Origin of the sequence: Spirosoma liriopis, assembly GCF_023196085.1 — a bacterium.
Lineage (GTDB): Bacteria > Bacteroidota > Bacteroidia > Cytophagales > Spirosomataceae > Spirosoma > Spirosoma oryzicola.
The window spans coordinates 1103497-1128332 of sequence record NZ_JALPRF010000001.1 but is presented as its reverse complement, the minus strand read 5'-3'; the positions used below and the strand labels follow the sequence as shown (position 1 = coordinate 1128332).

Here is a 24836-nt window from a genome sequence, read left to right as displayed (position 1 = left end):
CACCACTTAAATCCACTCATACAGCCTTTCAGACCGCTTGTGTAAGAACAGGTACTTTGCGATGCATACTACCTACCTTTGCCATGTACTTCGACATAAACACAGGCGATTCCTGAAAAAGATACACTAATGAAAACGACTTTATACTCTCTGACGCTACTACTGCTGACGCTGACGACGTCGTTTGGGCAGATTCTGACGCGAGGCCACGTTAGCGGTCAGGTGAATACCGGAGCTGGTAAACCACTGGAATTTGCCACTATGATGCTCGTGAAAGCTAAAGACTCGACGCTTGTAAAAGGAGCAATTAGCGAAGCAACTGGTAAATACATTTTTGAAAACGTTGGGGCTGGTCAATACCGGGTGGCCGCTCAACAGGTCGGTTACCGGAAAATATACAGTGCTGTATTTGTTATCGACGAAGCACATCCTACGCATGAAGTGCCTGCTCTGGCAATGACCGAAGAATCGAAGAACCTGACCGAAGTAAACGTCGTCGCTAAAAAGCCATTCATCGAACAGCAGGTAGACCGTACCGTCGTGAACGTCGAAAACAGTATTGTTGCCAGTGGTAACACCGCGCTGGAAGTGTTGGAGAAAGCACCAGGCATAACAATCGACCGCCAGAATGACCAGATTCAACTGAAAGGCAAATCGGGCGTCATTGTGTACATCGATGGAAAGCAAACCTACCTGTCCCAGCAGGAAGTAGCGAATCTGCTCAAAAATACGCCAAGCGACAACATCGCATCAATTGAGATCATTACGAATCCCGGTTCGAAATATGACGCGGCTGGTAACTCTGGTATCATCAATATCAAGATGAAGAAAAACAAAAACTTCGGAACAAACGGCACGTTCATCGTTGGCACGGGTTACGGCTGGGCCAATAACCTGAGCGGTGTTCGCGACGACTTACCGAAGTTTAACACGTCTCTGAACCTGAACCATCGCGAAGGCAAAGTCAATCTGTTTGGAAATTATAGCTACGCAAATCGCCAGAGCTACAACAGCAACCAGATTAACCGGGCAATTCCTTACAATGGTACCGTAACTTACTTTGATCAGTATTCGTCGCGACCAAGCCAGTTTATCGGCCATTCGTACAAAGCCGGTCTTGATTACTTTGTCAGCAAAAAAAGTACGGTGGGCGTTTTGGTGAATGGTTTCTCCAATGACTGGAGTTCGTCGGGTCAGAATAACACGTTGATCAGTGATGAAAACTACCGCCTGACTAGCAAGCCTACAACAAAAACTGACGCGCAGGAGCTTCTGTCGAACATAACGGGTAACGTTAATTACAAGTACGAGTTCGATGGTAAAGGTCGTGAATGGACTGTTGATGCCGATTACGTTCGCTACAACGGCAACAATACCAACAATCTAAATACGATCTACTACAATGTTGACAATGGCGTGACCCGCCCGAATCAGGATGTGCGGAACAACATGCCATCAACCATCAACATCATGGCGTTCAAGACGGACTACGTTCATCCGATGAAAAACGGGGGCAAGTTCGAAGCTGGTTTGAAAAGCAGTTTTGTAAAAGCCGATAACAACACGATCTATGATACCCTCCGGCAGGAAACAAAACAGTGGTTGTTCGATGCGAGTCGTTCGAATCAGTTCAAATACGACGAAAATATCAACGCGGCTTATCTGAACTATGCCGGACAGCTAGGTAAGAAAACCAAATTACAGATGGGTCTGCGGGCCGAACACACGCACTCAATCGGTACGTCCATTACGCTCAACCAGACCGTGGATCGCAACTACCTGAATCTGTTCCCAACGCTGTTTTTATCGCGACAGTTGGATTCGACCAACACGTTGAATCTGTCGTACAGCCGCCGGATCGACCGTCCCGATTACCAGAACCTTAACCCATTTGTGTTTTATCTGGACCCATATACCTACCAAAAAGGAAACCCGTTCCTGCGGCCTCAGTACACGAACTCCGTTGAGCTAACCCACGTCTACAAGAGCGCTATTTCAACGACACTAGGTTTTAGCCGCACGACGGATTTCATCAACCGCGAAACGCCCCGCCAGATTCCCGCCGAAAACGTCACGTACGTAACGCCCGAAAACCTAGGCTCGCTGGACAATATCAACTTGAGTATCAGCTTCCCGGTACAAGTGGCGAAGTGGTGGCGGATGCAGAACAATATCAGCTCCTATTATACACACTACCAAACATTCTACTCGGGAACACCTTACGAAGTGAAGTTGGTATCGTACAATCTGTACACGTCTAACAGCTTTACAATCAATAAAACGCTTTCTGCTGAATTGTCAGGCTGGTACAACTCAGCGTCACAATACGGGTTCTACCGGGCTCAGCCGATGGGCGCTTTCAGCCTGGGCATTCAGAAAAAAGTAATGGAAGGCAAAGGCAATCTCAAACTGAATGTCAACGACCCATTCTGGCTGAATAAGTTTAGTGGTCGGGCAGTCGTACAGGATATCAACTTCCGCGTTCGTTCGCAGTGGGAAAGCCGCCGGATCATGCTAACGTTCACCTATCGATTTGGTAATCAGAATGTGAAAACTGCCCGGCAACGCAATTCCGCGACATCGGCCGAACAAAGCCGGGTAGGCGGACAAAATTAAACGATACATAACTCTAACGAATCAGGGTATGAATCGTAACGATTAGTTTAGGTTAAGAAAACGTGAAAGCCAGTCCCATCTTGAGGGCTGGCTTTTTTGTTGATAAACGACAGATCACTTACCGGGTTCCGTCGGGGTGACGGAATCACACCAATTCGTATTCGATTTCAGAAAGTTTAAACAGCTCATATCAACACCATTTAATCATAAGGTTTAATCTATTATAAGGTCTTTACTCTTCTAAATAGGGAATTGCTGTTGCTATTTTCATAGGCTCTGTTAACCAAACAAGAGAGCTTCATTTCATACACTCTGGTAGCAAAACGGGATAAGTATATTTCATTGTAGTAAGCCTCGCAATGTCCCATCTATCAAGCTGAACACGACTTTCCGCTTAATAACTATGTTTTATTTTGACCAAAACAATTACAAGATTAAATCTTTACAAGATTGATGCGAAAGCCGCAGAAATGTAGCTGTAACCAAGATTATTGTAAGATATAATGCAACTCAACACTATTAAAATTATGAAAACATTCTTACTCAAAAAAATCCTTTATTTTTTAGTTACGGTAACCCTCTATGCGTTCACCTGTGACCGGATGTATGCTCAGACAATGACTCTTGTTCCTGAAGTAGAACAAGGGTATAATTACACAGGATTCATGGATGCCAGGCAGTATACATCTACCTATCCCCCAGTTGTATTGAATGGTAGTTTATACAGCACCTATACCGATCCGACGAACAGGGGACGTTTGGCTAAATTTGATGGGAATACTGTAACGCTAATCCCTAATCCTGATAATGGACCGGGCTATGTTGGCAATCAAATCGTATTCGATAACGCAATCTATGGCCAGTACAGAGACGCTAACTATGCATTTCGTCTGGCTAAGTACGATGGCAAAACGTTGACACTTTTAACGAATCCCGATCTAGGGTGGGGACACGATGGGTTCTTGATTGTGCTCAATAATGTGCTGTACAGTCGCTATCAGGACGCTAATTCAAACTGCCGACTGGCGAAAATTGGAACCTCAGCGGGAGACGCTCCTTTTGCAATTACGGGTGTGTCGGGGGTGAATTGCACAGCCGCTCAAGACGGGAAGCAGACGGTGACGTTTACACCGCAGTATACTGGTTTAACAGGGCAGCCTATCGCTTTCTCTGTAGCCAATGAGTTACCCACCACAACCAGTCTAGGACCATATAGTCTACAATTATATGCTGATAACCCTGTTATCACGCTAAAAGCAACTCAACAAGGAACACCCGGCGAGGCAGTTTACGCTTTTAATTGGAAAAATTCCTGTGGAGGGCTTCGCCTGGCTGCTCCCGAAGCGCTAACTCCTATTGATATAGTCGCCATGCCTAATCCTGTGACTGGTCAGACAGTGGACGTAGAAATTCGTGGCGTCAGTGGACAAATGGTTGTCTACCAAGTTATCGACCAGCGTGGCCGGCCAATCAGTCAACTGCGTATTGAAAAAGCTGAGGATGTCGAGCGTCAAACACTTCGGCTTGGTTCTGCGCCGGGTACATATGTCGTTAATGTAAGTACGCTGAGCCAAAACAAGACAATCAATATAATCAAGCAATAGCAGGCCACTCGCTTCATTGTAAAGGGATCAAACAAGTCCTCTTATACGTCTCTTGGCTCAGTCTAGCAGAGTGGCTGGACATCCGTTTAGAGCAATACGTTTGCCTCGAAAGCCTATAAAAAAGATAAGGTTCCCTGATCTTGGCAGAGAACCTTATGCTGACTATTCCTAAACCCTTAACCTTTTCTACATGAAAAACTAACTTTTACCCTTTTCTGTTCCAAATACTTTGTTAAATCAGAAATTTATTTAAATTACTGAATATCAAAGCCTTCGCTGATAGACTGATTCGCGTTCCAAAGGAAGTTGATCATCCGGGCCGTGTGATTGGCCTGGCTCATCCAGCGGCTGGCCTCAGCACTGTTTTGCTTCGCCAGTTGATTATCGATTTGAGTGACTGCTTCGTTGAACTTGTTCCGGTCTGCTGCACTGAGGTTCAGCACTGCGAACGGCTTTTGGTTATACAAAGAGACAACGCTCATAAAATTTTGCCAGTTGCTGTTGCGCGTAAGCTTGTTAACGTGCTGTTCAACATAAGAAGCAAATTGCTTCTCTGAACCGTTAACCAGCATGGCACCTGCCGGCTTGTTGGCTGCCGGGCTATCATCAGTGTTGGTGGTGGTAGCCGCGTCCGCCTTACTTGTCATCAATCCTAATCCAAGAATCAACGACGCAAAGATAACACGCGATTTCATTGTTTTGTTCTATTTCTGTTTCGTTTATCGAACGCACAAATGTCTCTATAAGTTTTGATAATGCAAAACTTGATTAGGTACCTTATCAAAATATTATTCCGAATTTGATCCTGTATAATTCGTAAATAGTTGATAATTTCTGATTACTAATTTTTGAATCGAAATAATATTTTGTTTATTCGGGCATAGATTATAAGAATATATGTTTTGTGAATACTGTAAAATTCTTTAAAAATTTATATCATTGGTTGTAATTGTTCATCGCAAATTGTATGCCCATAGTACAAAAAGCAAGCGTAACATCGGCTATGCGGTCTAAATAGTCGGGTAGTTGGATCAATTCATCTTCCGGAAACTGCCCTAGGACAAAATCAACCTGTCTTCCTTTCTGAAAATTACTGCCTATGCCAACCCGTAAGCGAGCGTACTCTTGAGTAGACAGTACTTCGTCGATATTACGTAATCCATTATGACCTCCCGGCGATCCTTTTGGCTTTAGGCGCAGCTTACCGAATGGAAGATCTTTATCGTCAGTGACAATCAAAATATTCTCGATTGGGATATTTTCCTGCTTCATGTAATACTGAACGGCACGGCCGCTGAGATTCATAAAGGTCGTGGGCTTGATCAGAAACAACTGCTTTCCCTTATGTTGCCATTTAGCCGTATAAGCCAGGCGATTCATTGTAAACGTAAACCCGTGTTGAGCCGCCATTCGGTCGAGAACCATAAATCCAGCATTGTGACGAGTCAGAGCGTATTCAGGGCCGATATTACCGAGGCCGACGATCAAAAATTTAGCCATTAGCCAATTGCATTAGTCTTTAATAAATTGAAGGAAACAAAAATAGTAAGCCAAAACTACCAACTAACGACGGATGGCTGGTAATAGACGACTATTTTTACCCCATGAACCAACAACGCCTAATCCTTTCCAGTCCGCTGCTCGAAATTGTGATCAGCCGTCTGGCGCAGCAGCTTATTGAAAACCACCAGAATTTTGCGGATACGGTGATTCTGGGATTGCAGCCGCGCGGTATTTACTTTGCTGAGCGCGTCGGACGCGAACTAAATCGGGCGCTTGGCTACGACGTACCTCTTGGCTACCTCGATGCGACATTCTACCGGGACGATTTTCGGCGTCGCGATTCTCCACTACGCCCCAACACAACTCATGTCCCATTTATCATCGAGGATAAGCGCGTAATTCTGGTAGACGATGTGCTGGCAACCGGTCGAATGGTGCGGGCAGCCCTCGACGCCATGACCGCCTTTGGACGGCCTCGTAAAGTCGAATTACTAGTGTTGATCGACCGTCGGTATAACCGCGATTTGCCCGTGAAGCCCGATTATACCGGAAAACGCGTCAATACACTTGAATCCCAACGGGTACTCGTTGAGTGGACTGAGCAGGGAGCCGACGCCGATCGAATTTGGTTGGTTGGATAGGCATGCTATCAATCGAAAGCAATCTTTTGACAATTAATGACTTATTAATGACATTTGGGGGGTAAGGGTATTTTAAGATTATGGCGCATTGCTTAATTTCGCTTTCCGTAATTATACGCAATGAAGTCCATAGAGAAACTACTTATACTTTTACTCACTTGTCTCCTTGTCGTTGCTTCACAACAAGCCAACGCGCAAACGATTTACACCGTTACAGGACTAGTAACGGATGCTCGTACAGGAGAGCCTGTTCCGTTCGCTAGTGTCGCGCTGGTAGGGCGACGGGTAGGTGCCTTGACGGATGAGCAGGGACGGTACGTGATCAAAGCCAAGTTGCTGTCAGATTCGATAGCCGTTAGTTCGCTTGGGTACGTGACGCAACGACAGTTCATTGATCGGGAACGAATGTCACAGGCAGTTGATGTCAAGCTGGCTTCCGGCGGTACGTCATTGCAGGAAGTAACGGTGCGTGCTGGTGAGAATCCGGCGTTCCGTGTGTTGCGGCAGGTGCGTAAAAACCGCGTTACCAACGACCGAAAACGGTTGCTGGCCTACGAATGCGACAACTACGTCAAAACCCAGGTATCGCTAACGCATATGTCGGAACGGATGCGCCGTAACCCGTTGATGAAAAAGGTCAACGAGGCTATGAGCAAGCACGATTCGATTATCGACAGCGATGGACACAAACTGCTACCTATATTAGTTTCGGAATCCGTATCGCATTATTACTACCGGGATAGTCCACAGCGCAAACGGGAGGACGTTCGTAAAACGCGCATTAAAGGCGTGGCCGTAGATGATGCCGGACTAAGCTCACAACTGCTGGGTGGAACAAACCTGGTTAATCAGAACTTCTACGATAACTACATCCCTATTCTGGGAAAAGACTTTGCGTCACCTATTGGCGACAACTGGCGGAACTGGTACGAATTTTTCCTGGCGGATACGACCCAGATCGGCGATCATATCTGCTACGAAATTCAGTTTGAACCCAAGCGCCCCGAAGACCTGGCGTTTACGGGTAAAGCCTGGATTGACACGACCTCATTTGCGCTGTGCCAGATCGAAACGAGCATTGGCAGTGGGGCTAACCTAAACTATGTGCGTAAGCTGACGATTGAGCAGGAACTGGAACCAACGATGGATACGGTCTCTACTTCGTCGGGAACCGCAGGCTGGTTGCCTACTACCATTCGACTATTGGCCGATCTGACAGGAGTTGGTAAGCAGTCGCTTGGGTTGCGCGCTGAGGTTACGCTACGTAGCAGCAATGTCGTTGTCAATAAACCGCATCCGGCCTTGTTCTATGAGCAACCGATTGAGCCGAGCGACACCGTTGCTACGGATAATGACGCTTATTGGCGGGCGGTGCAAGGCAATCTTGCCGGGTCGGATTCGCTCAACAAGGCCGACAAGAAAGCGCTCCAGATGATTGAGAACTTAAGAGCCATCCCGGCAGTGAAAACAGCCGAAGGAATCGGACAGGTTCTCGTTACCGGGTTTTACAAGCTGGGTAAGGTCGACTTAGGCCCGTACCCGTATTTGTTTGCTGTCAATTCGGTGGAAGGGTTGCGGACGCGAATCGGTTTTAGAACCAATGATCAGTTTAGCCGCAACTGGACGTTTCGTGGCTACGTAGCTTACGGAACGCTTGATCGTCGGTTTAAGTACGGAATGGAAGCCGACTACCTTTTCTCTCGTCAGCACTGGACATTGGCTGGCGTTAAGGTTTCCGATGATCTGGAACGTTTAGGGCTGACGCCAGAATTGATCGGCGGAAACCGGATCTTCTACGCGTTAAGCCGTTTTGGACGGTACCGGGGCGCTTACAGGAATATGCAAAAAGAATTGTTTTTCCGTACCGAACCCGTTCGTGGCATACTGCTGACCGCTACGATTGGTAGTCGGACATTCAATCCTATATTTCCATTCCATTACCGGATCAGCCCCGACATGGGGGATTTATCACCGCTGAAGTCTGATATTTATGATACTTACTGGTCAATCGAAGCGCGTCTGGCCCGTAAGGAAAAATACATCATGGACGGAAACGAGCGTATCACGCTCGGTACGAAGCGGGCACCGGTTTTAACCATCCGTTACACGAAAGGCCTAAAATCACTGGGTGGTAATTACAATTATGACCGGCTGACCATGCGGGCACAGCAATCGTTGCGCATCGGGCCACTCGGTCGCATGAGCTACCTGCTGTCAGCCGGGTTTACACCGTCAACATTGCCAGCGCCGTTGCTGTTTCCGCACATCGGTAATCCAACTCCTTTGCTGACATTCAATACGTTCAACCGAATGCAGTTCTACGAATTTGTGAGTGATCGATTCGTGGCAATTCACGTACAGCATCGGTTTGAAGGGCTCCTGTTCAATCGACTACCTGGTATCCGGAAACTCAACTGGCGACTGGTTGCCAACGTTGACGCACTCTGGGGAAGTCAATCAAAGGCCAATCAGGACATTGAAACATTTAAGCCGTTACCGGGTGGGATGAAACCGATTCATTTTGGCGCGCTCGACGGTAGAAAACCATACGTGGAAGTAGGGTATGGTATCGACAATATTTTCAAAATAATCCGTATTCAGGCAATTCACCGGCTTACTTACCTGGATAATGGTCCCAATGGGATTCCGGTTAAGCCATTTGCCTTGAAGGCGTCCGCGTCCTTCAACTTTTAGGCTGTTCATAATAACTCGGTCGTGTTCGCTGACAAAAGCTAATTCGTAGCTGTTAGCGGACACGACCGAGTCGTAGGAATACAGGAAAAGTAACGTCTCGTTCAGTATCGCCCCAAATGGGCTGTAATTGCTCGCCAAACGGAGTGACGGGATCTTCTTCGTTTTCGTGGATGTATTGACGCACGGCTGACCACGTCCGCAAGTAGTTTAGAAACCGATCCAGTGACCAGGTTCTACGGATGGTAAATCCTTGGTGTTGTACATCCGCAAAGGGAAACGGCAACGTTGCGTACGACTTATCGATATGAACGCGTTGTGGGTCCCAATAAGGGCCAACCTGATTTCGGTAAAAATCAATCAGAAGCGGATCAAGATCAGCGCCAAGCGTCGCCAGGCCATATCCCCATTCAGCAAGCGTCGCCCCCGGTTTGGCAATGCGTCGAACCTCCGTGTGGAACGCCTTCACGTTAAACCAGTGCAGGGCCTGTGCTACCGTGATGAGATCAAACGTCTGGTTGGCAAAGGGGGTTTGTTCCGCCTGACTTAGCTGGTAGCGGATATTCGGTTTCTTAACAGCGAGTATCAACTGCGTTTCGCTGATATCGGTGGCTTCGACCTGCTCGAAAGTATCGGCTAGTACACCGGCGACCTGCCCATTTCCCGTAGCGCAATCCCAGGCCATATGACGCCCGTCCGTTGACGAAAGAATGAAATCGTAAAGATCCTGCGGATAATCGATCCGGTACTGCGCGTACAGATCAGCGTGGCCCGAGAAGCGGTCGAGAGGGGTCATAATCTTTTTATTTGGGCAAATATTAAACGTTTTTAAAGAACAACTGTCAAACAAGTGGTTTAGTAGGAAAAACCTGGGCAAAATTGGGTTATAAGTAGGAACCATCTATTTTTGCGGGGTTGACCTATCGCCGATTTCAATTTGTTCCGTTCATTTATTGCTTTACCTGATTCTCATGAAAAAATCGTTTGGCTTTCTTTTTGCTACGGCAGCCCTGGCCTTGGCTTCATTAAACGTCAATGCGCAGGCTCCGACCGCTGATATTCCAGCGGATATGAATGCCCTGATGAGCAAGTACACTTGTATTGCTTGCCATCGTCCTAACCAACGGTTAGTTGGCCCTGCTTACGCAGACGTAGCGAAGAAGAAGTATTCTAACGAGGAAATCGTTAACCTGATTTACAATCCAATACCAAGCCACTGGCCCGGTTACCCACCGATGGCTCCAATGAAACAGGTTCCGAAAGAAGATGCTATGAAACTAGCCGTCTGGATCAATTCGCTGGATAAGTCGCCAGCTAAAAAAGCTGGATCGACCAAAGCGAAAAGCAAAAAATCGTAATAGTGAAAAAGCACCGGACTACTAGCCGGTGCTTTTTTTATGAGTTACAAAGTCAGATTGGTAGCTAACTTGTTTTGACAACCATCCATTGTTGCTATTCTTCGGTCTGCACTGGAACGGCAAGGCTGCGCTGGCGTACAGCTTCGTACAAAACGACACCAGTTGCGACCGACACATTCAACGAGCCGACTGCGCCAAGAAGCGGAATTTTGACGTGGTTATCGGCCATGCGAAGTAATTCGGGCGATATACCGTCCTCTTCCGAACCCATGATAATAGCCAGCGGACCGGTTAGATCGGTGGTACGCTCGTAAAGATCCCGGCTCGACTTTTCCGTACAAGCCACAACCGTGATGCCCGAATCCTGCAAATATTTTATTGTTTCGGTCAAATCTGGTTCGCGGCAAACCGAGATGTGGTTGAGCGCACCCGACGACGTTTTCATCGCGTCGGAGTTGATCGCTGCGGCACCACGTCCCGGAATGACGATGCACTGCACGCCCGTACATTCGGCTGTACGCGCAATACCACCAAAGTTTCTGACGTCCGTGATGCGGTCCAAAAGCAGAAAAAATGGCGTTTCGCCCCGGTCGTACACATCAGCGATAACGTTGGACAGCTTGACGTACTGCACCTGAGCGACAAGACAAACGACGCCCTGGTGATTTTTCCGGGTCAGCCGATCCAGCTTTTCGACGGGTACACGCTGTATCGTGACGCGGTTCTGAAATGCCAGGTTCTGGATATCGGGGTTACTAAGCCCTTTTTCCATGTACAGTTTATCGATCTGCTGCTCGGAACGCAGGGTTTCGATAACAGACTGAATGCCAAACACCATCTCGTCGGGCTGCGGACGAAATTGGGGTTTGGCATTGTTATTTCGATGATTAAAGCGATTTATTCGCGGATTGCGCCGGTTCTCCATGCTTCGACTATCGGGTACCAAATTGGCTGATACTCAATGTAGCGCACCAGTTCGTAATGATCCTCGACAAATTGATTCGGTTTCTTCGTAAATGTAAAATTGACTTCCGAGACGTTGGCCCGGCGATTATAAACCCACACTTCGCGTTCGCGGTTCCGTTGCACACGGTCCGGAGCGCCAAGTACGATATAAATCATGCCTTTATCGGTTTTCCAGCCTTCCTTGTACGTGGTGAACAGGCGGTTTGCTTCTTCAACCCGGTCAAAGTACGCTTTTAGCGTTTTTCGGGCGACTTCCTCATTTCCTGACATCAGGCCGAGCCAATAGCGGTCAAACGCTTTTTTGGTATCCTGCGCCTGAGCTAGCTCGCCAAACTCACTACTGGTACTCATGTACAGCACGGGTTTGATGAGTTTTTCGGGACGAGTCATTTTTGGGAATCGTTTGTCGCTGACAACCAGGCCAATACCCGTCTCGGCGGTTGTGTCTTCCACGAAGTAATAAAGCCCTTCTCGCGGAATAATAAACGGCTGGTTCGTAGTAATGCTCAAGGTTGAATCGACGTTCAGCGATTTAGGAGCTGGTTTCGGCGAGGTGTTCATTGGCGACGAAGCAGCCTCGAAATCGTGCCGGTAGCGAAACCCGTAAAGCGGCTTGCTGGCACCGCTGACATCGCGGATAATAACCGTATCACCTGCGTTGACGTAGTTCCGCAGTTGTGGCATCGTTCCCTTTTTATCGAACAGGGCGAAACGGTCACTGAGTTTTCCGCCTTTAAAACGCAGCGACAGGTCGTTACGCGCTTTCGTCCCTGTATTCATTTCCGTAATTTCTGTCAGCAGAACAGCATTCGCGGCATCTTTAGGCCGTTTAACGTCAAACATCAATGTCAGGTAATCACCTTCACGACTAACGTTTTGCGTAGACAGTGGAATAGTGCCATAACCGAGTCGTTCGCGGTTGTTGTAGTCGGGATACATGACGTACGCCATTTGAAAATGCTCGACAAACTCAGCGGGGTTCAAAACCGGCTCTCCTTTTGGCGTTTTTGCCGTCAGGTTCATGTACACGCGAACCGAACTGGTGTCGACTGCCAGAAACTTACCTTTTATGGACGTGACAACCCATTCTCCGACCTGTTTTGGCCCCGCCGTTGGTGTTGAGCTAGGCGTCGTAGTCGGACCATCGTTTAGTTTGATAGGGGCTGCTGTTGCGGGTGCCGACGGGCGCGAATCGCTTTGGGGCGAATTACGCCGGGCTTCGGTGCGCGCTTCGTAAGCCGCAGTGGCACGGTCCTGCTGCGTCTTTTTGCTGCTTGAGCAGGCCGATACGAATGCAATGAATAGTATAGCTGACAGAATACGCATACAATATAAGTAATCTTGCGTGTTTCGGATAGTAAATGTTTAGTTTGGGCTTCAGCAACTGGCTGTCGGTTAACGGCTTACCAACCTGACGTACACCTAAAAGCAGCAAAGCCGTATTTATAACGAAAAAATTGTATCGTTCGGGTTACGGAAGCGGTTCATTTTTCTTTACTTAACTACAAAAGACTAATTTTGTAGATTGAATTGCAAACGACGACGTTTGATAAACAGACAATGGCTACTTGGTGATCTTAAATTAAGCATAAAAACGATCCTAGTGGCCAACAATAACCCAGGCGTCCAGAAAAGATATGTACAAAACCACCGAAATTACCTCCGCTGAAATTGCGTCGGACAATCCTGTCCATCAGCGCCTGTTGTTTCCATACGTGGAAGCGGCTTCAATCGTCAGTGGCAAGGTGCTCGAAATCGGTTGTGGCTGGGGACGTGGCCTTGATTTGCTCACCAAAGCCGCTGATCATTATACCGGTATTGATAAAAACAACGATCTGATTTCGGCATTGGGTGCGGCCTACCCACAGTCTACATTTATTGCCGCCAACATTCCGCCGTTAATGGGTGCCAACGGTGCTCCAATACCTGACAATACGTTTGATTATATCGTAACGTTTCAGGTGATCGAACATATTGAGAATGATGATCTGTTTATCCGGGAGGCTCATCGGGTTCTGAAACCGGGGGGGAAGCTACTGCTGACAACCGTCAACAAGACGTTCTCGCTAACCCGTAATCCGTGGCACGTTCGGGAATATTACGCCGACGGCTTAAGGAACCTGATGGGTAAGTATTTTCCAAACGTGGATACCAAAGGCGTTCACGGCAATGGAAAAGTGATGACCTATTATGAGCAAAATAAAGAGTCGGTCAAAAAGCTGACCCGGTTCGATATTTTCAATCTACAGTATCGGTTACCCCGCCGGTTGTTACAGGTTCCTTACGATTTGATGAATCGACTGAATCGCAACCGACTTTTGAAAGCGGATGGTATTGCTGCCGAGATCGACTACACCGATTATCTGGTCAGCAACGATCCCGCCGGAAGTCTCGACTTCTTTTACATAGCGACGAAATAACGAATCAGGTTTGTGATGGCTGTATCAGGCGGTCATCACAAACCTGTCTATCTTCTCAACGCTTTCTCTAGCGTGTAATGTCCGCTTGTATTCTCAGGAAGCGACAAGTCCCATTTCTACCGAATGCCGATGAGCTTCGGCACTGTTCGCGAAATAACAATAGGCCACCCCGTTGGCTTCAATTTTCTTCATAAGCTCATTCGTTGCATCCTGTTTTTTGGGGTGGATGCGCCGAATGTACACACAAAGAATCTGCTGAGGAAAATGCCTGACAATCGATTCGTAAATAGGCGGGTCCTGCTGGGAGTCGTCGCCTAACAGAATGAATTTCCGATCTGGATACGTTTCGATGATGCGGACGATGCGGTCAAACTTGGTCAGGTGCTTGGTTTTGCCCGTCTGCAACAACTGCGATAGCTGCTTAAGCTGGCTCAGGAGATAGATTCCTTCCGGAAGCCCATTCTTGCGCGAAAATTCCAGAATATAATCATACAGGTTCCACTCACTGCTAGATACGTAGAAAAAAGGATTGGTAGCGTCCGGGCCGCTGGCGGCTTCGGCGAGCAGCTGGTAATGGGCTACAACCCCTTCGAAGGGATCACGGCTGTGCGCATTCTGAGTCAGTAGTACCAGCAGACGTTTGCCAATAGTCGCCGAATGGGAAATCAAGAATGTGTCGTCAATGTCCGAAATACACAGAAACGGCGTTTGATGCGGAATCAGTATTTTACCTTCTCCTTCGGCCAGTATCGTTTCGGGCGAAATCGTTTGCGACACCATTTGTGCCTTTACCGAGTGCCAGCCGGGCGGTAGGGCCTGCTCCAAGGGGAGTTCGATACGAAAGTAACCATCAGGATCGGTCCGGATTTCCGTCGTGTGGTCACCTAAACGGACCCGAATGGTAGCCTGTGGATACGGACGCACCAAAAACAGGCGAAGGACGGCAAGCAAATTTACCACGGCGCTGTTTCGATAATTTTTTCGAGGTTGGGCACTCCGCCGAAGCGCATGTCCGTGGATGGTTACCTTTTGAGCATTGCCAAATCCCCGATAAACGTTAACAACGGGCTGATCGGTTAGCCGCAGCCATGTTAAGAAACGATTTATTAACTTACCTTTTAGGCTTAAATTCTGTTTACTCTGTATTGGCTGTTGGTCAAGGGTCATAATGTTCAACGGTGCGTGTCACGTATAACCCATAATTCGCTCAGAAGTTGGTCTTTTTATTCGCAATAAATCCCGTTTCCGGTGGGAAAGCCAAAACGGACTGGGAAGATGGTATCCACAACCATTTCGATAACTCGCCCAATAAAGCCGAGTTTTTGTACCTCGACGGCAAGACGGATGAGGAAGAGCTAAAGAAAAAAATCGCTCAGGTAAAACCAGACCGTGTCGTGGCCGTCGGGGGTGACGGTACGATCAAGTTTGTGGCCGAGCAACTCCTGGACACGGATATCCCGATAGGAATTTTACCGGCTGGCTCGGCAAACGGAATGGCCCGTGAGCTTGGTATTCCCGCTGACGTCGAAGGAAGCCTGAATGTGCTCACTAATGGGGTTTTAAAGCCAACAGACCTTATTTCGGTGAATGGCGAGATCTGTCTGCACCTGGCCGATATTGGTCTGAACGCCCAGCTAGTAAAGCATTACCAGCAAAATAATCTGCGCGGTAAACTAGGTTATCTGCGCGGAGTGGTCAATGTGTTGCGAAAGCACCGTTTGTTGCGGGTTGAGATCAATAAAGGTGATGAATGCATCCCACGAGCGGCCTTCATGATCGTGCTGGCCAATGCGCGCATGTATGGTACGGGGGCTGTAATCAATCCCGAGGGCGATCCGTTCGATGGGCAATTCGAAGTAGTTATTTTTCGGCGCTTGTCATTCTGGGAAATCCTGAAATTGTTCTGGCGTTATCAACCGTTCGATCCTCGAAAAATTGAAATTTTCCCCGCCACGTCGATCACGATCGAAACGCACCGTAAAGCGTATTTTCAGGTAGACGGCGAATACATCGGTCGGGTAACTCAGCTAAAAGCCGAGGTTAAACCCGGCGTTGTGAAAATGATCGTACCGCAACCAGTCACGGCCTAAAGGCTGGTTGCTAAGAGCGAATGAACGTTAATCCGTTCAGCTTTGCTGTAAACATTAAATCGTTCGTCACGGACAAAGCCGATGAGTGTCATACCGGCTTCCTGCGCCATCTGAACGGCCAGACTCGATGGTGCACCGACAGCCGCTAACAACGGAACACCGGCCATCCAGCTTTTCTGAACCAGTTCGACACCGATTCGTCCGCTTAGAAATATGCCCGATTGCGACAGCGGAAGCCCGTTTTGCCAGAAAGCAGCGCCTATGAGTTTATCCAGCGCGTTGTGCCGGCCAATGTCTTCCCGAACAAGCAACACCGTTCCAGCCGCATTAAACAGAGCCGCTGCGTGAATACCACCTGTGTACGCAAACGCCCGCTGTGCAGTCCGAACCCGCTCCGGTAAAGCGTGTAATACAGTTGGTTCCAGCAGAAAATCGGACGAAACGGGACCGGGCGTAAGAGCCATTACGGCATCGATGGTCGTTTTGCCGCAGAGTCCACAACTCGACGACGTAAACGTATTCCGGTTGAGCCGTGCCCAGTCAACAACTACGTCGGGATGGAGTTCAACGCGGAGTACATTGCCTTCTTTGGCCGAATCCTGAACGCAGTGGCGGCAGGAAATAATGTCGCTGGGGCGCTGAATAATGCCTTCCGTAAACAGAAACCCCATCGCCAGTTCTTCGTCGTGGCCGGGTGTTCGCATCGTAACGGCGACGCTCCGCTGCTGACGGTCATCGACGGGTCCGAAGCCAAGACGGATTTCGAGCGGTTCCTCAACGGCCAGCAGATCGGGGGTCTCTTTCAGACCGTCGCCTGAAATTTTTTGGATGGTAACGGGAGCAACGAGAGCCATAGCATTCACTTTCCTGTATAACGCCCGTTGGTACAGGAAAGTTGATTTATTTGCCTGAGTGCTGCCTATCTTCGTGGGCTGATCCCATTCACGAACCAGTCATTTATCAACACCATGAAAAAGTTTGAATACCGCGTCCTTGACGTAGCCGCAGGCGGTTTTTGGAGCGGAGGAGGTAAGATTGACGTGCAGGAACTAACCGACAAGCTCAACGAACTTGGCCAGCAAGGCTGGGAAGTCGTATCGTCGGTGGATCTGAACATGGCGCAGGGGCAATCGCGGAGTGTTCTTGTGATGCTCAAGCGGGAAATACACTAACGAAATGGATATAACGCTAAAAGACGCTCAGGCTACCGTTGACGATTGGATCAAAACCGTCGGCGTTCGGTATTTTAATGAACTTACCAACATGGCAATGCTCACCGAAGAGGTGGGCGAAGTGGCGCGGATTATTGCGCGTCGTTACGGCGAACAATCGGAAAAAGAATCCGATAAAGACAAAGACTTGGGTGACGAAATGGCTGATGTTCTTTGGGTGCTTATCTGTCTCGCCAATCAAACCGGTGTCGATCTGACCGACGCTTTTGCCAAAAATCTGGCGAAAAAAAATATCCGAGATGCGACACGGCACCTGAATAACGAGAAGTTGAAATAACGAATCTGACTACCCACCATATCCCACCAGTTACCATGATCAAAACGGCTTACCAGAACGAATTGCTTTTTTCCGGTGCCATCAAAAAAGGTGATGGAGGAAACGACGTTAAACGAGTTCAGGAGTGGTTATGCCTGAATGCGCCGAATTACCCCAGAGCGGCTCTTACTACGTCCATCGATGGTCAGTTCGGACCGGCGACAGAGCGGGCTGTGCAGAACTTTCAGGCTGCGCTTAAAGTACCGAAGACGGGCGTCGTCACGCCGGAGCTATTTAAACGCCTGAGTGCTCCCCTGTCGAATGCGTTTAGCGCAAAGCCGACTGCGAAAGATTCCCGAAAAGCCGTTATTCAGATCGCGAACGCCCATTTGAGACAACGGTCGGCAGAACTGCAAACGTCGGATGGACAGAATTTGGGGCCTTGGGTACGTGGCTATTGCGATGGGTACGATGGCTCCCTTTTCAAATGGTGTGCGGGCTTTGTGCAGACGGTGCTGGATCAGACCTCATCGGCCTACGGGCGCAGTTTTACGGCCATTATGCCGCATACGCTTAGTTGCGACACAATGGCCCTGCATGGACAGGGAACCGGACGGCTTACCAGATGTGCCAATCTACGGAAAAAACCAGCCTGTATGCGTCCCGGTGATGTGTTTCTGTTGCGTAATCCAGAAACCGATGACTGGTTTCATACGGGCATTGTGACAGCCGTTCTCGGTGATGCCATTGAGACACTGGAAGGCAATACGGATGTGAAGGGCGGAAGTAACGGCACTGCAGTGTTTGCCCGCGTCCGGAATATTCAAAACGCAACCATCGATATTTTATCAATTGACGGCTTGTAGCGATTGCGAACTTGGTAGCTTACCATCAAGGATATGATCGTTCAGCAAGCGCTTGACGACACTGCGAGGAGATAATTGTTCGCCCAGATTCGGATTTGCCGAAATGATCGCTTTCCAGAAGGGCTGGCCGGTCGCTACGGAAGTCATTTCCGCGTTGTATTCATAATCGCTGCTGTGATACCGGTCGATACTGCCCGTCTTGCTTAATTCGAGCGTAAGAATCACTTCGCTTTGGCAGGCTTCGACCTGCTTCCGGATCGTTTCGTTGGGATTGTCGAATGACAGTGGACTTAGGGCCACCGTACAAACCTGATACCCTGCGGGGAATGCATGGACAAAGCCCTGCGCGTAGCTGTCTGGTGCTTTCCGCATTTTTGTTACGACCAAAATCCGTTTAAATGTTGGTACGGCGTCGGATTTAGTGTTCGATTGAATCGTGACACAGCCAGTTACGAAGCTAATCAGGAGGCAAAAAGTCAGCGCTTTCATAAGTATTCTGATCTTGTTGCTAAACTAACCAAATAAAAGTAGTTCGGTTGTTAAAGGTTTCTTAAAGTTGCGGTGTGCTGATTGTTGGTTATCTTACCCGGAAATCCTCTCAACGTCATGCATCGGCTTTTACCACTTGTTCTGCTCTTTTGTTCGCTGTTTTCTGCTGTTGCTCAGTCCATTCCCGGCCTTCAGCAACCCGTCGAAATAATCCGTGATCGTTGGGGCGTCAATCACATTTACGCCAAAAACGAGCACGATCTATTTTTTGCGCAAGGCTATTCGGCGGCTCAAGACCGGCTTTTCCAACTGGAAATCTGGCGTCGGCAGGCAACCGGAACCGTCGCCGAACTGCTCGGTCCGCAGGAAGTCAAACGGGATATGGGTACCCGGCTTTTTCGTTTTCGGGGCGATCTTAACAAGGAACTACTGCACTACCACCCGCACGGACCGCAGATTGTTCGGGCCTTTGTCGATGGCGTTAACGCGTACATTACACAGATACTGAAAACGCCCGAAAAGCTTCCGTTCGAATTTCGGGTCCTGAACACGAAACCGGGTTTGTGGACGCCTGAAGTAGTTATTAGCCGTCATCAGGGATTAGCCTATAACGTGCGTGACGAACTAAATTACGGTCGGTTGGTCAAACTCATTGGCGCTGACAAACTCCGTGAACTGCAATGGTTTCATCCTGTATCGAAACCGAACGAACCTGACCTGACCCTACGCGTGAACGGCGATGAACTGTTCCAGCCCATTCTCGACTTGTACGAAGCGTTTCGCTTACCCTTAAAATTTCAGGGGCGACCCACAAAAGCCGACGAAGACGAAGCCCAACTCGACCGTCAGCAAAACAACGACGAGTGGTTTGATACCGAAAAACAATACGTCGGCTCCAATAACTGGATTATTTCGGGCAATAAGTCGGCGAGTGGTTATCCGATGCTCGCTAATGATCCGCACCGGGCGCAATCGACACCCTCCCTGCGGTATTGGGTACACTTAAATGGGCCCGGATGGAACGTGATCGGGGCGGGGGAGCCGACCCTACCGGGAATTTCAATCGGTCATAACGATCATGGGGCCTGGGGCTTGACGATTTTTGAGACCGACAACGAAGATTTGTACGTGTACGAAACCAACCCGGCCAATTCGAATCAATACCGCTACAAAGGCAACTGGGTAAGCATGAAAACGCTGACCGAAACCATTCCGGTGAAAGGTGGACAGCCGGTGCAGGCGACCCTGAAATATACGCGACACGGCCCGGTGGTCTTCGAAGACAAGCAGCATCACAAAGCCTACGCTATCCGGGCGGGTTGGCTCGACACGGGCTGTTCACCGTATCTGGCAAGTCTGCGCATGAATCAGGCGCGTAACTGGACGGAGTTTCGGCAAGCGTGTTCGTACAGCCGGATTCCGGGAGAAAATATGATCTGGGCGGATAAAACCGGAACCATTGGCTGGCAGGCCGTAGGCTTGGCCCCGATTCGCAAGAACTTTACGGGATTGGTACCCGTACCCGGCGATGGCCGATACGAGTGGAGTGGCTATCTACCGATTCAGCAATTGCCCAACAAACTGAATCCATCGGAAGGGTATGTCGCCACGGCCAATAACAACCTGACACCCGCTAACTTTCCCCATCGCGATGCGGTCGGCTGGACATGGTCTTCGCCTAATCGGGCCCACCGCATCGAAGAAGTATTGAATGATGGGAAACGCAAGAGTATGGTCGATTTTATGGCTTTGCAGGCTGACTATCTATCTATTCCGGCTCGAACGCTGGTACCGTTGCTGAAAAACCTGGCTTCGCCTGATAACCGAACCGAACAGGCGTTGGGTTACCTGCGTAAATGGGATTATAAACTAGAGACAAATTCGGTGGCCGCTGCGATTTACGTTGCTTGGGAGGGAGAGCTGAAAAAAGCGGTTTATCAACAGAAAGTGCCGAAAAATGCGCAGCCTTATTTTAAAAGCCTGCCCTCGAAGCGGGTCTTTGACGAACTACTTATTCCGACGGTTTCCCGCGATAGCCTGCTGCTTTCCTGCATGGACCGCGCTGTGACCCAACTGACCGACCGGCTTGGTAACGACATGGATGACTGGCTGTACGGACAGCGAAAAAATAAGCACATTACCATCACGCACCCGCTTAGCGATTTGGTAGACAAAGCTATGCAGAAAAAGATCAACCTTGGTCCGGTGGCGCGGGGCGGTTACGGCGAAACCGTCAACGCAACGGCTAATGACCTGAACCAGACGCACGGGGCGTCATTCCGTATTCTGATTGATACCGAAGATTGGGATAAAACGCTGGGCGTCAACAGTCCGGGACAGTCTGGTAATCCTGATAGTCCGCATTACAGCGACTTATTTCCAATCTGGGCCGAAAACAATTATTTTCCGGTGTTCTTCACCAAAGACAAGGTGAAAACCGTAGCCGAGCAAACGACTATACTGAAGCCCTGATCAGGGTATCACAAAGCTTCTGACTATCATGCCAATCGCCAATTATAGCATTCTGAAAGGACGCGTCAAAGATCGCAAACGTGCTACAGCGCAGAGTGCCCACTTTCAAATTCTGATCGAAGATGCGCAGGGTGTTCAGTACCGTGTTGCCGTCAACGCCAAGTCGAAGGTAGCTCCGTCCGAAGTGCTGTATTTTTTCAGTGACAACTACACGCACGAAATTCTTGACAAGATCGCCCAGGCCAAGCTGCCCACCGGACTAACTGCTGTCCCGAGCAAACCAAATGGGCTGGCGCTGGATTTCGTTCGGCGTAACCTATTCGATACGGCGCAAATGCAGCCTTTGCCGCTGGAGGTACCCGGTGAAGACAACGATCTCAATGACAAACTCGACCTGTATATTCAACGGGCGATGAACAACCCCGATGCCGAACTCTACGCCTTTGGCGAACCTTGGGGACCCGAAACAAAACTTGACCAGTACTTTGCTTTTCTGCCGGGGCGGGGTATCCACGACATTCACATGAATCAGGGTAACGTTGGTCAGTTTGTCGCGCAGGATGGCATCTGGCAGGATGGGGGTATTCTGATCCACTTTACAAGTACCAACCGATGGGTAGCGCTGTTTCTGGCGTTTCAGTCGCAGTCCTTCCATACCGACGAAAACGGCCATGCGATTACGAAGGTGCCGGGCGGACCGCAACCCGTGCCGGAAATGGCTGATCTGCATCTGATTGCCGCGCTAGTAAAGCCTCAGGCGGGTAAACCTGAACGTGTCTATATTCTGAATGCGTCGCCGAATGCGATTGACCTGGCTGGCTATGAACTGGTCGATAAAGCCAATCGTCGTGAACCTTTGAGTGGAGTCGTACCGGCAGGAGAGGTGTTTGTATACGCGCTTAATGGACAGCGGGTTGTGTTGAGCAATGACGGCGGCTCGATCAGTTTACTCGATCCAACGGGACTAAAAGTGGCTGGGGTATCGTATACGCAGAATCAGGTTAGCCAGACGGGAAGACTCGTGGTGTTTTAACCAGAGTGCTATTAGCGACGGAATTATACCATCCGTCGCAGTTTGGTACAATTTGTAATTCGAAGACTTGAAGAGTTACCTTTGTGATTCGACATGGAATCCGACCGAATGGACATTCAGGAACAATTAAAAACCGATATACAGCAAGCTATACAGGTGCTTTTTCAAACAACCGTTGACGAAGTTACCCTGCAACCCACCAAGAAAGAATTTGAGGGGCTTTACACGTTTGTCACGTTTTCACTCACCAAAGCCCTTCGACAAGCACCCGCGCAGATAGGACAGGCAATTGGCTCCTGGTTAGCCGAGAATAGCGCCATCGTCAGCGGCTTCAACGTCGTACAGGGTTTTTTGAATATCAGCATTGCCGATGCCGCTTGGGTTGACGTATTAAACGACATCGCAACCAATCCGGCGTTTGGCACGCTCCCGGCCAAACAAAGCTCGGTGATGGTTGAGTTTTCGTCGCCAAACACCAACAAGCCGCTTCACCTGGGACACCTGCGTAACAACTTTCTGGGTGACTCGGTCAGCCGGATTCTGGCGGCCAACGGCTATGACGTGGTGAAAACCTGTATCGTCAACGACCGGGGCGTTCACATCTGTAAGTCCATGCTGGCGTATAAGCTGTTCGGCAACGGTGAAACACCGGAGTCGGCTGGTATGAAAGGCGATCACCTGATTGGAAAATATTACGTCCTGTTCGACAAAGCCTACAAAGCGCAGATTGAAGAACTGGTCGGGCAGGGCATGGCTAAAGAGGAAGCAGAGAAAAAGGCACCCCTGATGCTTGAGGTACAGCAGATGCTGCGGCTTTGGGAACAAGGTGACGAAGAGACTGTAGCGCTTTGGAGTCAGCTGAACGCCTGGGTATACAAAGGTTTCGACGCAACGTACCGCAGCATTGGCGTGAATTTTGACAAGACTTATTACGAGTCGAACACCTATCTGCTTGGCAAGGAAATCGTTGAAGAAGGGCTGCAAAAAGGCGTCTTTTACCGCAAGGATGATGGCTCTGTTTGGATCGACTTAACCGAAGAAGGCTTAGACCAGAAGCTGGTGTTGCGCTCCGACGGTACTTCGGTATACATGACGCAGGACCTCGGGACCACTGATCTGAAGTACCAGGATTTTCAGAATGATCGTCAGATTTGGGTTGTTGGTAACGAGCAGGATTACCATTTCAACGTACTGTTTGCCATTCTGCGTCGATTGGGCCGGACGTACGCCGATGGCCTGTACCACCTTTCCTACGGTATGGTCGATTTACCGACCGGCAAGATGAAATCGCGCGAAGGAACCGTTGTTGATGCCGACGATCTGATCCAGGAAACCATCGATGCGGCTGCTACGGCTGCCGACGAAGCCGCCAAAGGCAAGATGGATGAGTTTGGCGATGACGAGAAAGCAACTCTTTTTCGAATGCTGGGCCTGGGCGCGCTGAAATACTACCTGCTTAAAGTCGATCCTCAGAAGCGGATGCAATTCAATCCGGCAGAATCGGTTGATCTGCACGGTAACACGGGGCCGTACATTCAGTATGTACACGCTCGTGTCCAGTCGGTCTTACGGAAGGCGGCTGATTCCGGCGTTTCGCTGGCCGGCGCGGTTCAGAACGGAACGCTTGACGAAATCGAGCGTCAGCTTATCTTCCTGCTGAGTCAATATCCGCAACGCGTGGCCGAAGCGGGAGAGAGCTATGCGCCTTCGTACATAGGGCAGTACGCCTACGATCTGGCAAAGACGTTCAACCAGTTTTACGATAAGCTATCGATCCTGAAAGAGACCGATGCCGTGAAGCTGCATACGCGGTTAACCCTGTCAAAATCAGTCGGTGAAACTATTCGAAAAGCAATGGGTTTATTGGGCATAGACGTGCCCGAGAAAATGTAGATCCAGGCGTCTGAATTTAACGTACGTATTATTCTTCCAAACTCTATACAACAATCCGGTTACCATGAAAAAAGCAATGATCCTACTGGCTGTAGTGGCTGTAGCGTTTACCACCACGAGCTTCAAGTCATTATCAACACTCGTCAAAGGAATTATGGCTGACAAAAACGAAGTGGCTGTAGCACCAGCGAATGCCGCTGCGCCGACAAAAACGCTCTACGATTTCACGGTGAAATCACTCGACGGCAAACCTGTTTCGCTGAGTGGATTCAAAGGCAAAAAGGTCGTTATTATGAACGTAGCGTCTAAATGTGGGTTTACGCCACAGTATGCCGACTGGGAGAAGTTTTATAAAGAGCATGGCGACAAAATTGTGGTACTCGGTTTTCCTGCCAACAATTTCAAAAGCCAGGAGCCCGGTACCAGCGAAGAAATTGCGTCGTTCTGCCAGAAAAATTACGGTGTAACGTTCCCGATGTTCGAGAAGGTATCGGTACTGGGTGACGATCAGGCTCCGTTGTACAAGTGGTTGACTACTAAAGATATGAATGGCTGGAACGATAAAGTGCCAACCTGGAATTTCTGCAAATATGTCATCAACGAAAAAGGTGAGCTGACTCACTTCTTTGCTTCGAAAGTGAAGCCAGACGATGAAGAATTCAAGAAAGCCGTAGGCATCTAAATTGCTAAAAGCGCGGATGAGTGG

General features: G+C 49.0%; 22 protein-coding genes. 14 read left to right on the top strand and 8 right to left on the bottom strand.

Annotated features, from left to right (window positions below):
• Nucleotides 1–129: 129 nt before the first annotated feature.
• Together M0L20_RS04705 and M0L20_RS04700 are read left to right on the top strand one after the other, a co-directional pair.
• Nucleotides 130–2616: an outer membrane beta-barrel protein gene (locus M0L20_RS04705; RefSeq protein WP_248475920.1), complete on the top strand. Its 2487-nt coding sequence runs from the start codon at nucleotides 130–132 to the stop codon at nucleotides 2614–2616.
• Between the two features lie 527 nt (nucleotides 2617–3143).
• A complete protein-coding gene (locus tag M0L20_RS04700) occupies nucleotides 3144–4220 on the top strand; it encodes a T9SS type A sorting domain-containing protein (RefSeq protein ID WP_248475919.1) in 1077 nt (358 codons plus the stop codon).
• Between the two features lie 254 nt (nucleotides 4221–4474).
• On the opposite strand, the gene M0L20_RS04695 is transcribed toward M0L20_RS04700, so the two are convergent.
• Nucleotides 4475–4915, bottom strand: a complete 441-nt coding sequence (locus M0L20_RS04695; protein WP_232559701.1) for a hypothetical protein — start codon at nucleotides 4913–4915, stop codon at nucleotides 4475–4477.
• Between the two features lie 241 nt (nucleotides 4916–5156).
• On the bottom strand, nucleotides 5157–5720 hold the full coding sequence (gene pth, locus M0L20_RS04690) for an aminoacyl-tRNA hydrolase (RefSeq protein ID WP_248475918.1): 564 nt from the start codon (nucleotides 5718–5720) through the stop codon (nucleotides 5157–5159).
• A 104-nt stretch (nucleotides 5721–5824) separates the two neighbouring features.
• Here pth and pyrR point away from each other — a divergent pair, with 104 nt between their 5' ends.
• On the top strand, nucleotides 5825–6364 hold the full coding sequence (gene pyrR, locus M0L20_RS04685) for a bifunctional pyr operon transcriptional regulator/uracil phosphoribosyltransferase PyrR (protein WP_232559699.1): 540 nt from the start codon (nucleotides 5825–5827) through the stop codon (nucleotides 6362–6364).
• 120 nt (nucleotides 6365–6484) lie between these two features.
• Nucleotides 6485–9058 (top strand): DUF5686 and carboxypeptidase-like regulatory domain-containing protein, encoded by a 2574-nt coding sequence (locus M0L20_RS04680; protein WP_248475917.1) that lies wholly within the window; start codon nucleotides 6485–6487, stop codon nucleotides 9056–9058.
• A 52-nt stretch (nucleotides 9059–9110) separates the two neighbouring features.
• Here M0L20_RS04680 and M0L20_RS04675 read toward each other — a convergent pair whose 3' ends face one another.
• Nucleotides 9111–9851, bottom strand: a complete 741-nt coding sequence (locus M0L20_RS04675) for a class I SAM-dependent methyltransferase (RefSeq protein ID WP_248475916.1) — start codon at nucleotides 9849–9851, stop codon at nucleotides 9111–9113.
• Nucleotides 9852–10026: 175 nt separating this feature from the next.
• Here M0L20_RS04675 and M0L20_RS04670 point away from each other — a divergent pair, with 175 nt between their 5' ends.
• A complete protein-coding gene (locus tag M0L20_RS04670; protein ID WP_232559696.1) occupies nucleotides 10027–10413 on the top strand; it encodes a c-type cytochrome in 387 nt (128 codons plus the stop codon).
• A 94-nt stretch (nucleotides 10414–10507) separates the two neighbouring features.
• On the opposite strand, the gene rlmB is transcribed toward M0L20_RS04670, so the two are convergent.
• Both rlmB and M0L20_RS04660 read right to left on the bottom strand, forming a co-directional pair.
• The gene (gene rlmB / locus M0L20_RS04665) at nucleotides 10508–11338 is read right to left on the bottom strand and encodes a 23S rRNA (guanosine(2251)-2'-O)-methyltransferase RlmB (RefSeq protein WP_232559695.1); all 831 of its coding nucleotides are present in this window, start codon (nucleotides 11336–11338) and stop codon (nucleotides 10508–10510) included.
• Nucleotides 11311–12705, bottom strand: coding sequence for a GWxTD domain-containing protein (locus M0L20_RS04660; protein ID WP_232559694.1), 1395 nt, complete (start codon nucleotides 12703–12705; stop codon nucleotides 11311–11313). Before M0L20_RS04660 ends, rlmB begins: the two co-directional genes overlap by 28 nt.
• 311 nt (nucleotides 12706–13016) lie before the next feature.
• On the opposite strand from M0L20_RS04660, the gene M0L20_RS04655 reads away from it, so the two are divergent.
• Nucleotides 13017–13799, top strand: coding sequence for a class I SAM-dependent methyltransferase (locus M0L20_RS04655; protein WP_248475915.1), 783 nt, complete (start codon nucleotides 13017–13019; stop codon nucleotides 13797–13799).
• A 93-nt stretch (nucleotides 13800–13892) separates the two neighbouring features.
• Here the strand turns inward: M0L20_RS04655 and M0L20_RS04650 are convergent, their stop codons facing one another.
• Nucleotides 13893–14966, bottom strand: coding sequence for an App1 family protein phosphatidate phosphatase (locus M0L20_RS04650; RefSeq protein WP_248475914.1), 1074 nt, complete (start codon nucleotides 14964–14966; stop codon nucleotides 13893–13895).
• Nucleotides 14967–15013: 47 nt separating this feature from the next.
• On the opposite strand from M0L20_RS04650, the gene M0L20_RS04645 reads away from it, so the two are divergent.
• A complete protein-coding gene (locus M0L20_RS04645; protein WP_232559691.1) occupies nucleotides 15014–15889 on the top strand; it encodes a diacylglycerol/lipid kinase family protein in 876 nt (291 codons plus the stop codon).
• Here the strand turns inward: M0L20_RS04645 and fdhD are convergent.
• Nucleotides 15886–16743 (bottom strand): formate dehydrogenase accessory sulfurtransferase FdhD, encoded by an 858-nt coding sequence (gene fdhD, locus M0L20_RS04640; protein WP_248475913.1) that lies wholly within the window; start codon nucleotides 16741–16743, stop codon nucleotides 15886–15888. The two genes, M0L20_RS04645 and fdhD, sit on opposite strands and share 4 nt — an antisense overlap.
• 114 nt (nucleotides 16744–16857) lie before the next feature.
• On the opposite strand from fdhD, the gene M0L20_RS04635 reads away from it, so the two are divergent.
• Genes M0L20_RS04635 through M0L20_RS04625 form a run of 3 tightly spaced genes read left to right on the top strand, consistent with a single transcriptional unit; the run spans nucleotide 16858 to nucleotide 18243 of the window.
• The gene (locus M0L20_RS04635) at nucleotides 16858–17061 is read left to right on the top strand and encodes a DUF4177 domain-containing protein (protein WP_248475912.1); all 204 of its coding nucleotides are present in this window, start codon (nucleotides 16858–16860) and stop codon (nucleotides 17059–17061) included.
• Between the two features lie 10 nt (nucleotides 17062–17071).
• Nucleotides 17072–17398 carry a nucleotide pyrophosphohydrolase gene (locus M0L20_RS04630; protein ID WP_232562878.1) on the top strand — a complete coding sequence of 109 codons (327 nt, stop codon included), beginning with the start codon at nucleotides 17072–17074 and terminating at the stop codon, nucleotides 17396–17398.
• 35 nt (nucleotides 17399–17433) lie between these two features.
• Nucleotides 17434–18243, top strand: coding sequence for a peptidoglycan-binding domain-containing protein (locus tag M0L20_RS04625; RefSeq protein ID WP_248475911.1), 810 nt, complete (start codon nucleotides 17434–17436; stop codon nucleotides 18241–18243).
• On the opposite strand, the gene M0L20_RS04620 is transcribed toward M0L20_RS04625, so the two are convergent.
• Nucleotides 18226–18615 carry a hypothetical protein gene (locus M0L20_RS04620; RefSeq protein ID WP_232559687.1) on the bottom strand — a complete coding sequence of 130 codons (390 nt, stop codon included), beginning with the start codon at nucleotides 18613–18615 and terminating at the stop codon, nucleotides 18226–18228. The two genes, M0L20_RS04625 and M0L20_RS04620, sit on opposite strands and share 18 nt — an antisense overlap.
• A gap of 234 nt (nucleotides 18616–18849) precedes the next feature.
• Here M0L20_RS04620 and M0L20_RS04615 point away from each other — a divergent pair, with 234 nt between their 5' ends.
• The 4 genes from M0L20_RS04615 (at nucleotide 18850) to M0L20_RS04600 (ending at nucleotide 24812) form a co-directional block, all read left to right on the top strand.
• Nucleotides 18850–21204, top strand: coding sequence for a penicillin acylase family protein (locus M0L20_RS04615; protein WP_248475910.1), 2355 nt, complete (start codon nucleotides 18850–18852; stop codon nucleotides 21202–21204).
• A gap of 28 nt (nucleotides 21205–21232) precedes the next feature.
• The gene (locus M0L20_RS04610) at nucleotides 21233–22237 is read left to right on the top strand and encodes a DUF2278 family protein (protein ID WP_248475909.1); all 1005 of its coding nucleotides are present in this window, start codon (nucleotides 21233–21235) and stop codon (nucleotides 22235–22237) included.
• Between the two features lie 108 nt (nucleotides 22238–22345).
• Nucleotides 22346–24130 carry an arginine--tRNA ligase gene (gene argS / locus M0L20_RS04605; protein ID WP_248476598.1) on the top strand — a complete coding sequence of 595 codons (1785 nt, stop codon included), beginning with the start codon at nucleotides 22346–22348 and terminating at the stop codon, nucleotides 24128–24130.
• Between the two features lie 64 nt (nucleotides 24131–24194).
• A complete protein-coding gene (locus tag M0L20_RS04600; RefSeq protein WP_232559684.1) occupies nucleotides 24195–24812 on the top strand; it encodes a glutathione peroxidase in 618 nt (205 codons plus the stop codon).
• Nucleotides 24813–24836: the final 24 nt, after the last annotated feature.

Bases quoted from the DNA above. Each gene is read 5' to 3' on its own strand.
- pyrR (WP_232559699.1), top strand. From the start codon at position 5,825: ATGAACCAACAACGCCTAATCCTTTCCAGTCCGCTGCTCGAAATTGTG.
- argS (WP_248476598.1), top strand. From the start codon at position 22,346: ATGGACATTCAGGAACAATTAAAAACCGATATACAGCAAGCTATACAG.
- M0L20_RS04680 (WP_248475917.1), top strand. From the start codon at position 6,485: ATGAAGTCCATAGAGAAACTACTTATACTTTTACTCACTTGTCTCCTT.
- M0L20_RS04615 (WP_248475910.1), top strand. From the start codon at position 18,850: ATGCATCGGCTTTTACCACTTGTTCTGCTCTTTTGTTCGCTGTTTTCT.
- M0L20_RS04660 (WP_232559694.1), bottom strand. From the start codon at position 12,705: ATGCGTATTCTGTCAGCTATACTATTCATTGCATTCGTATCGGCCTGC.
- M0L20_RS04650 (WP_248475914.1), bottom strand. From the start codon at position 14,966: ATGACCCTTGACCAACAGCCAATACAGAGTAAACAGAATTTAAGCCTA.
- pth (WP_248475918.1), bottom strand. From the start codon at position 5,720: ATGGCTAAATTTTTGATCGTCGGCCTCGGTAATATCGGCCCTGAATAC.
- M0L20_RS04635 (WP_248475912.1), top strand. From the start codon at position 16,858: ATGAAAAAGTTTGAATACCGCGTCCTTGACGTAGCCGCAGGCGGTTTT.
- M0L20_RS04705 (WP_248475920.1), top strand. From the start codon at position 130: ATGAAAACGACTTTATACTCTCTGACGCTACTACTGCTGACGCTGACG.
- M0L20_RS04610 (WP_248475909.1), top strand. From the start codon at position 21,233: ATGCCAATCGCCAATTATAGCATTCTGAAAGGACGCGTCAAAGATCGC.
- M0L20_RS04675 (WP_248475916.1), bottom strand. From the start codon at position 9,851: ATGACCCCTCTCGACCGCTTCTCGGGCCACGCTGATCTGTACGCGCAG.
- M0L20_RS04695 (WP_232559701.1), bottom strand. From the start codon at position 4,915: ATGAAATCGCGTGTTATCTTTGCGTCGTTGATTCTTGGATTAGGATTG.
- M0L20_RS04670 (WP_232559696.1), top strand. From the start codon at position 10,027: ATGAAAAAATCGTTTGGCTTTCTTTTTGCTACGGCAGCCCTGGCCTTG.
- fdhD (WP_248475913.1), bottom strand. From the start codon at position 16,743: ATGGCTCTCGTTGCTCCCGTTACCATCCAAAAAATTTCAGGCGACGGT.
- M0L20_RS04700 (WP_248475919.1), top strand. From the start codon at position 3,144: ATGAAAACATTCTTACTCAAAAAAATCCTTTATTTTTTAGTTACGGTA.
- M0L20_RS04655 (WP_248475915.1), top strand. From the start codon at position 13,017: ATGTACAAAACCACCGAAATTACCTCCGCTGAAATTGCGTCGGACAAT.
- M0L20_RS04620 (WP_232559687.1), bottom strand. From the start codon at position 18,615: ATGCGGAAAGCACCAGACAGCTACGCGCAGGGCTTTGTCCATGCATTC.
- M0L20_RS04600 (WP_232559684.1), top strand. From the start codon at position 24,195: ATGAAAAAAGCAATGATCCTACTGGCTGTAGTGGCTGTAGCGTTTACC.
- rlmB (WP_232559695.1), bottom strand. From the start codon at position 11,338: ATGGAGAACCGGCGCAATCCGCGAATAAATCGCTTTAATCATCGAAAT.
- M0L20_RS04625 (WP_248475911.1), top strand. From the start codon at position 17,434: ATGATCAAAACGGCTTACCAGAACGAATTGCTTTTTTCCGGTGCCATC.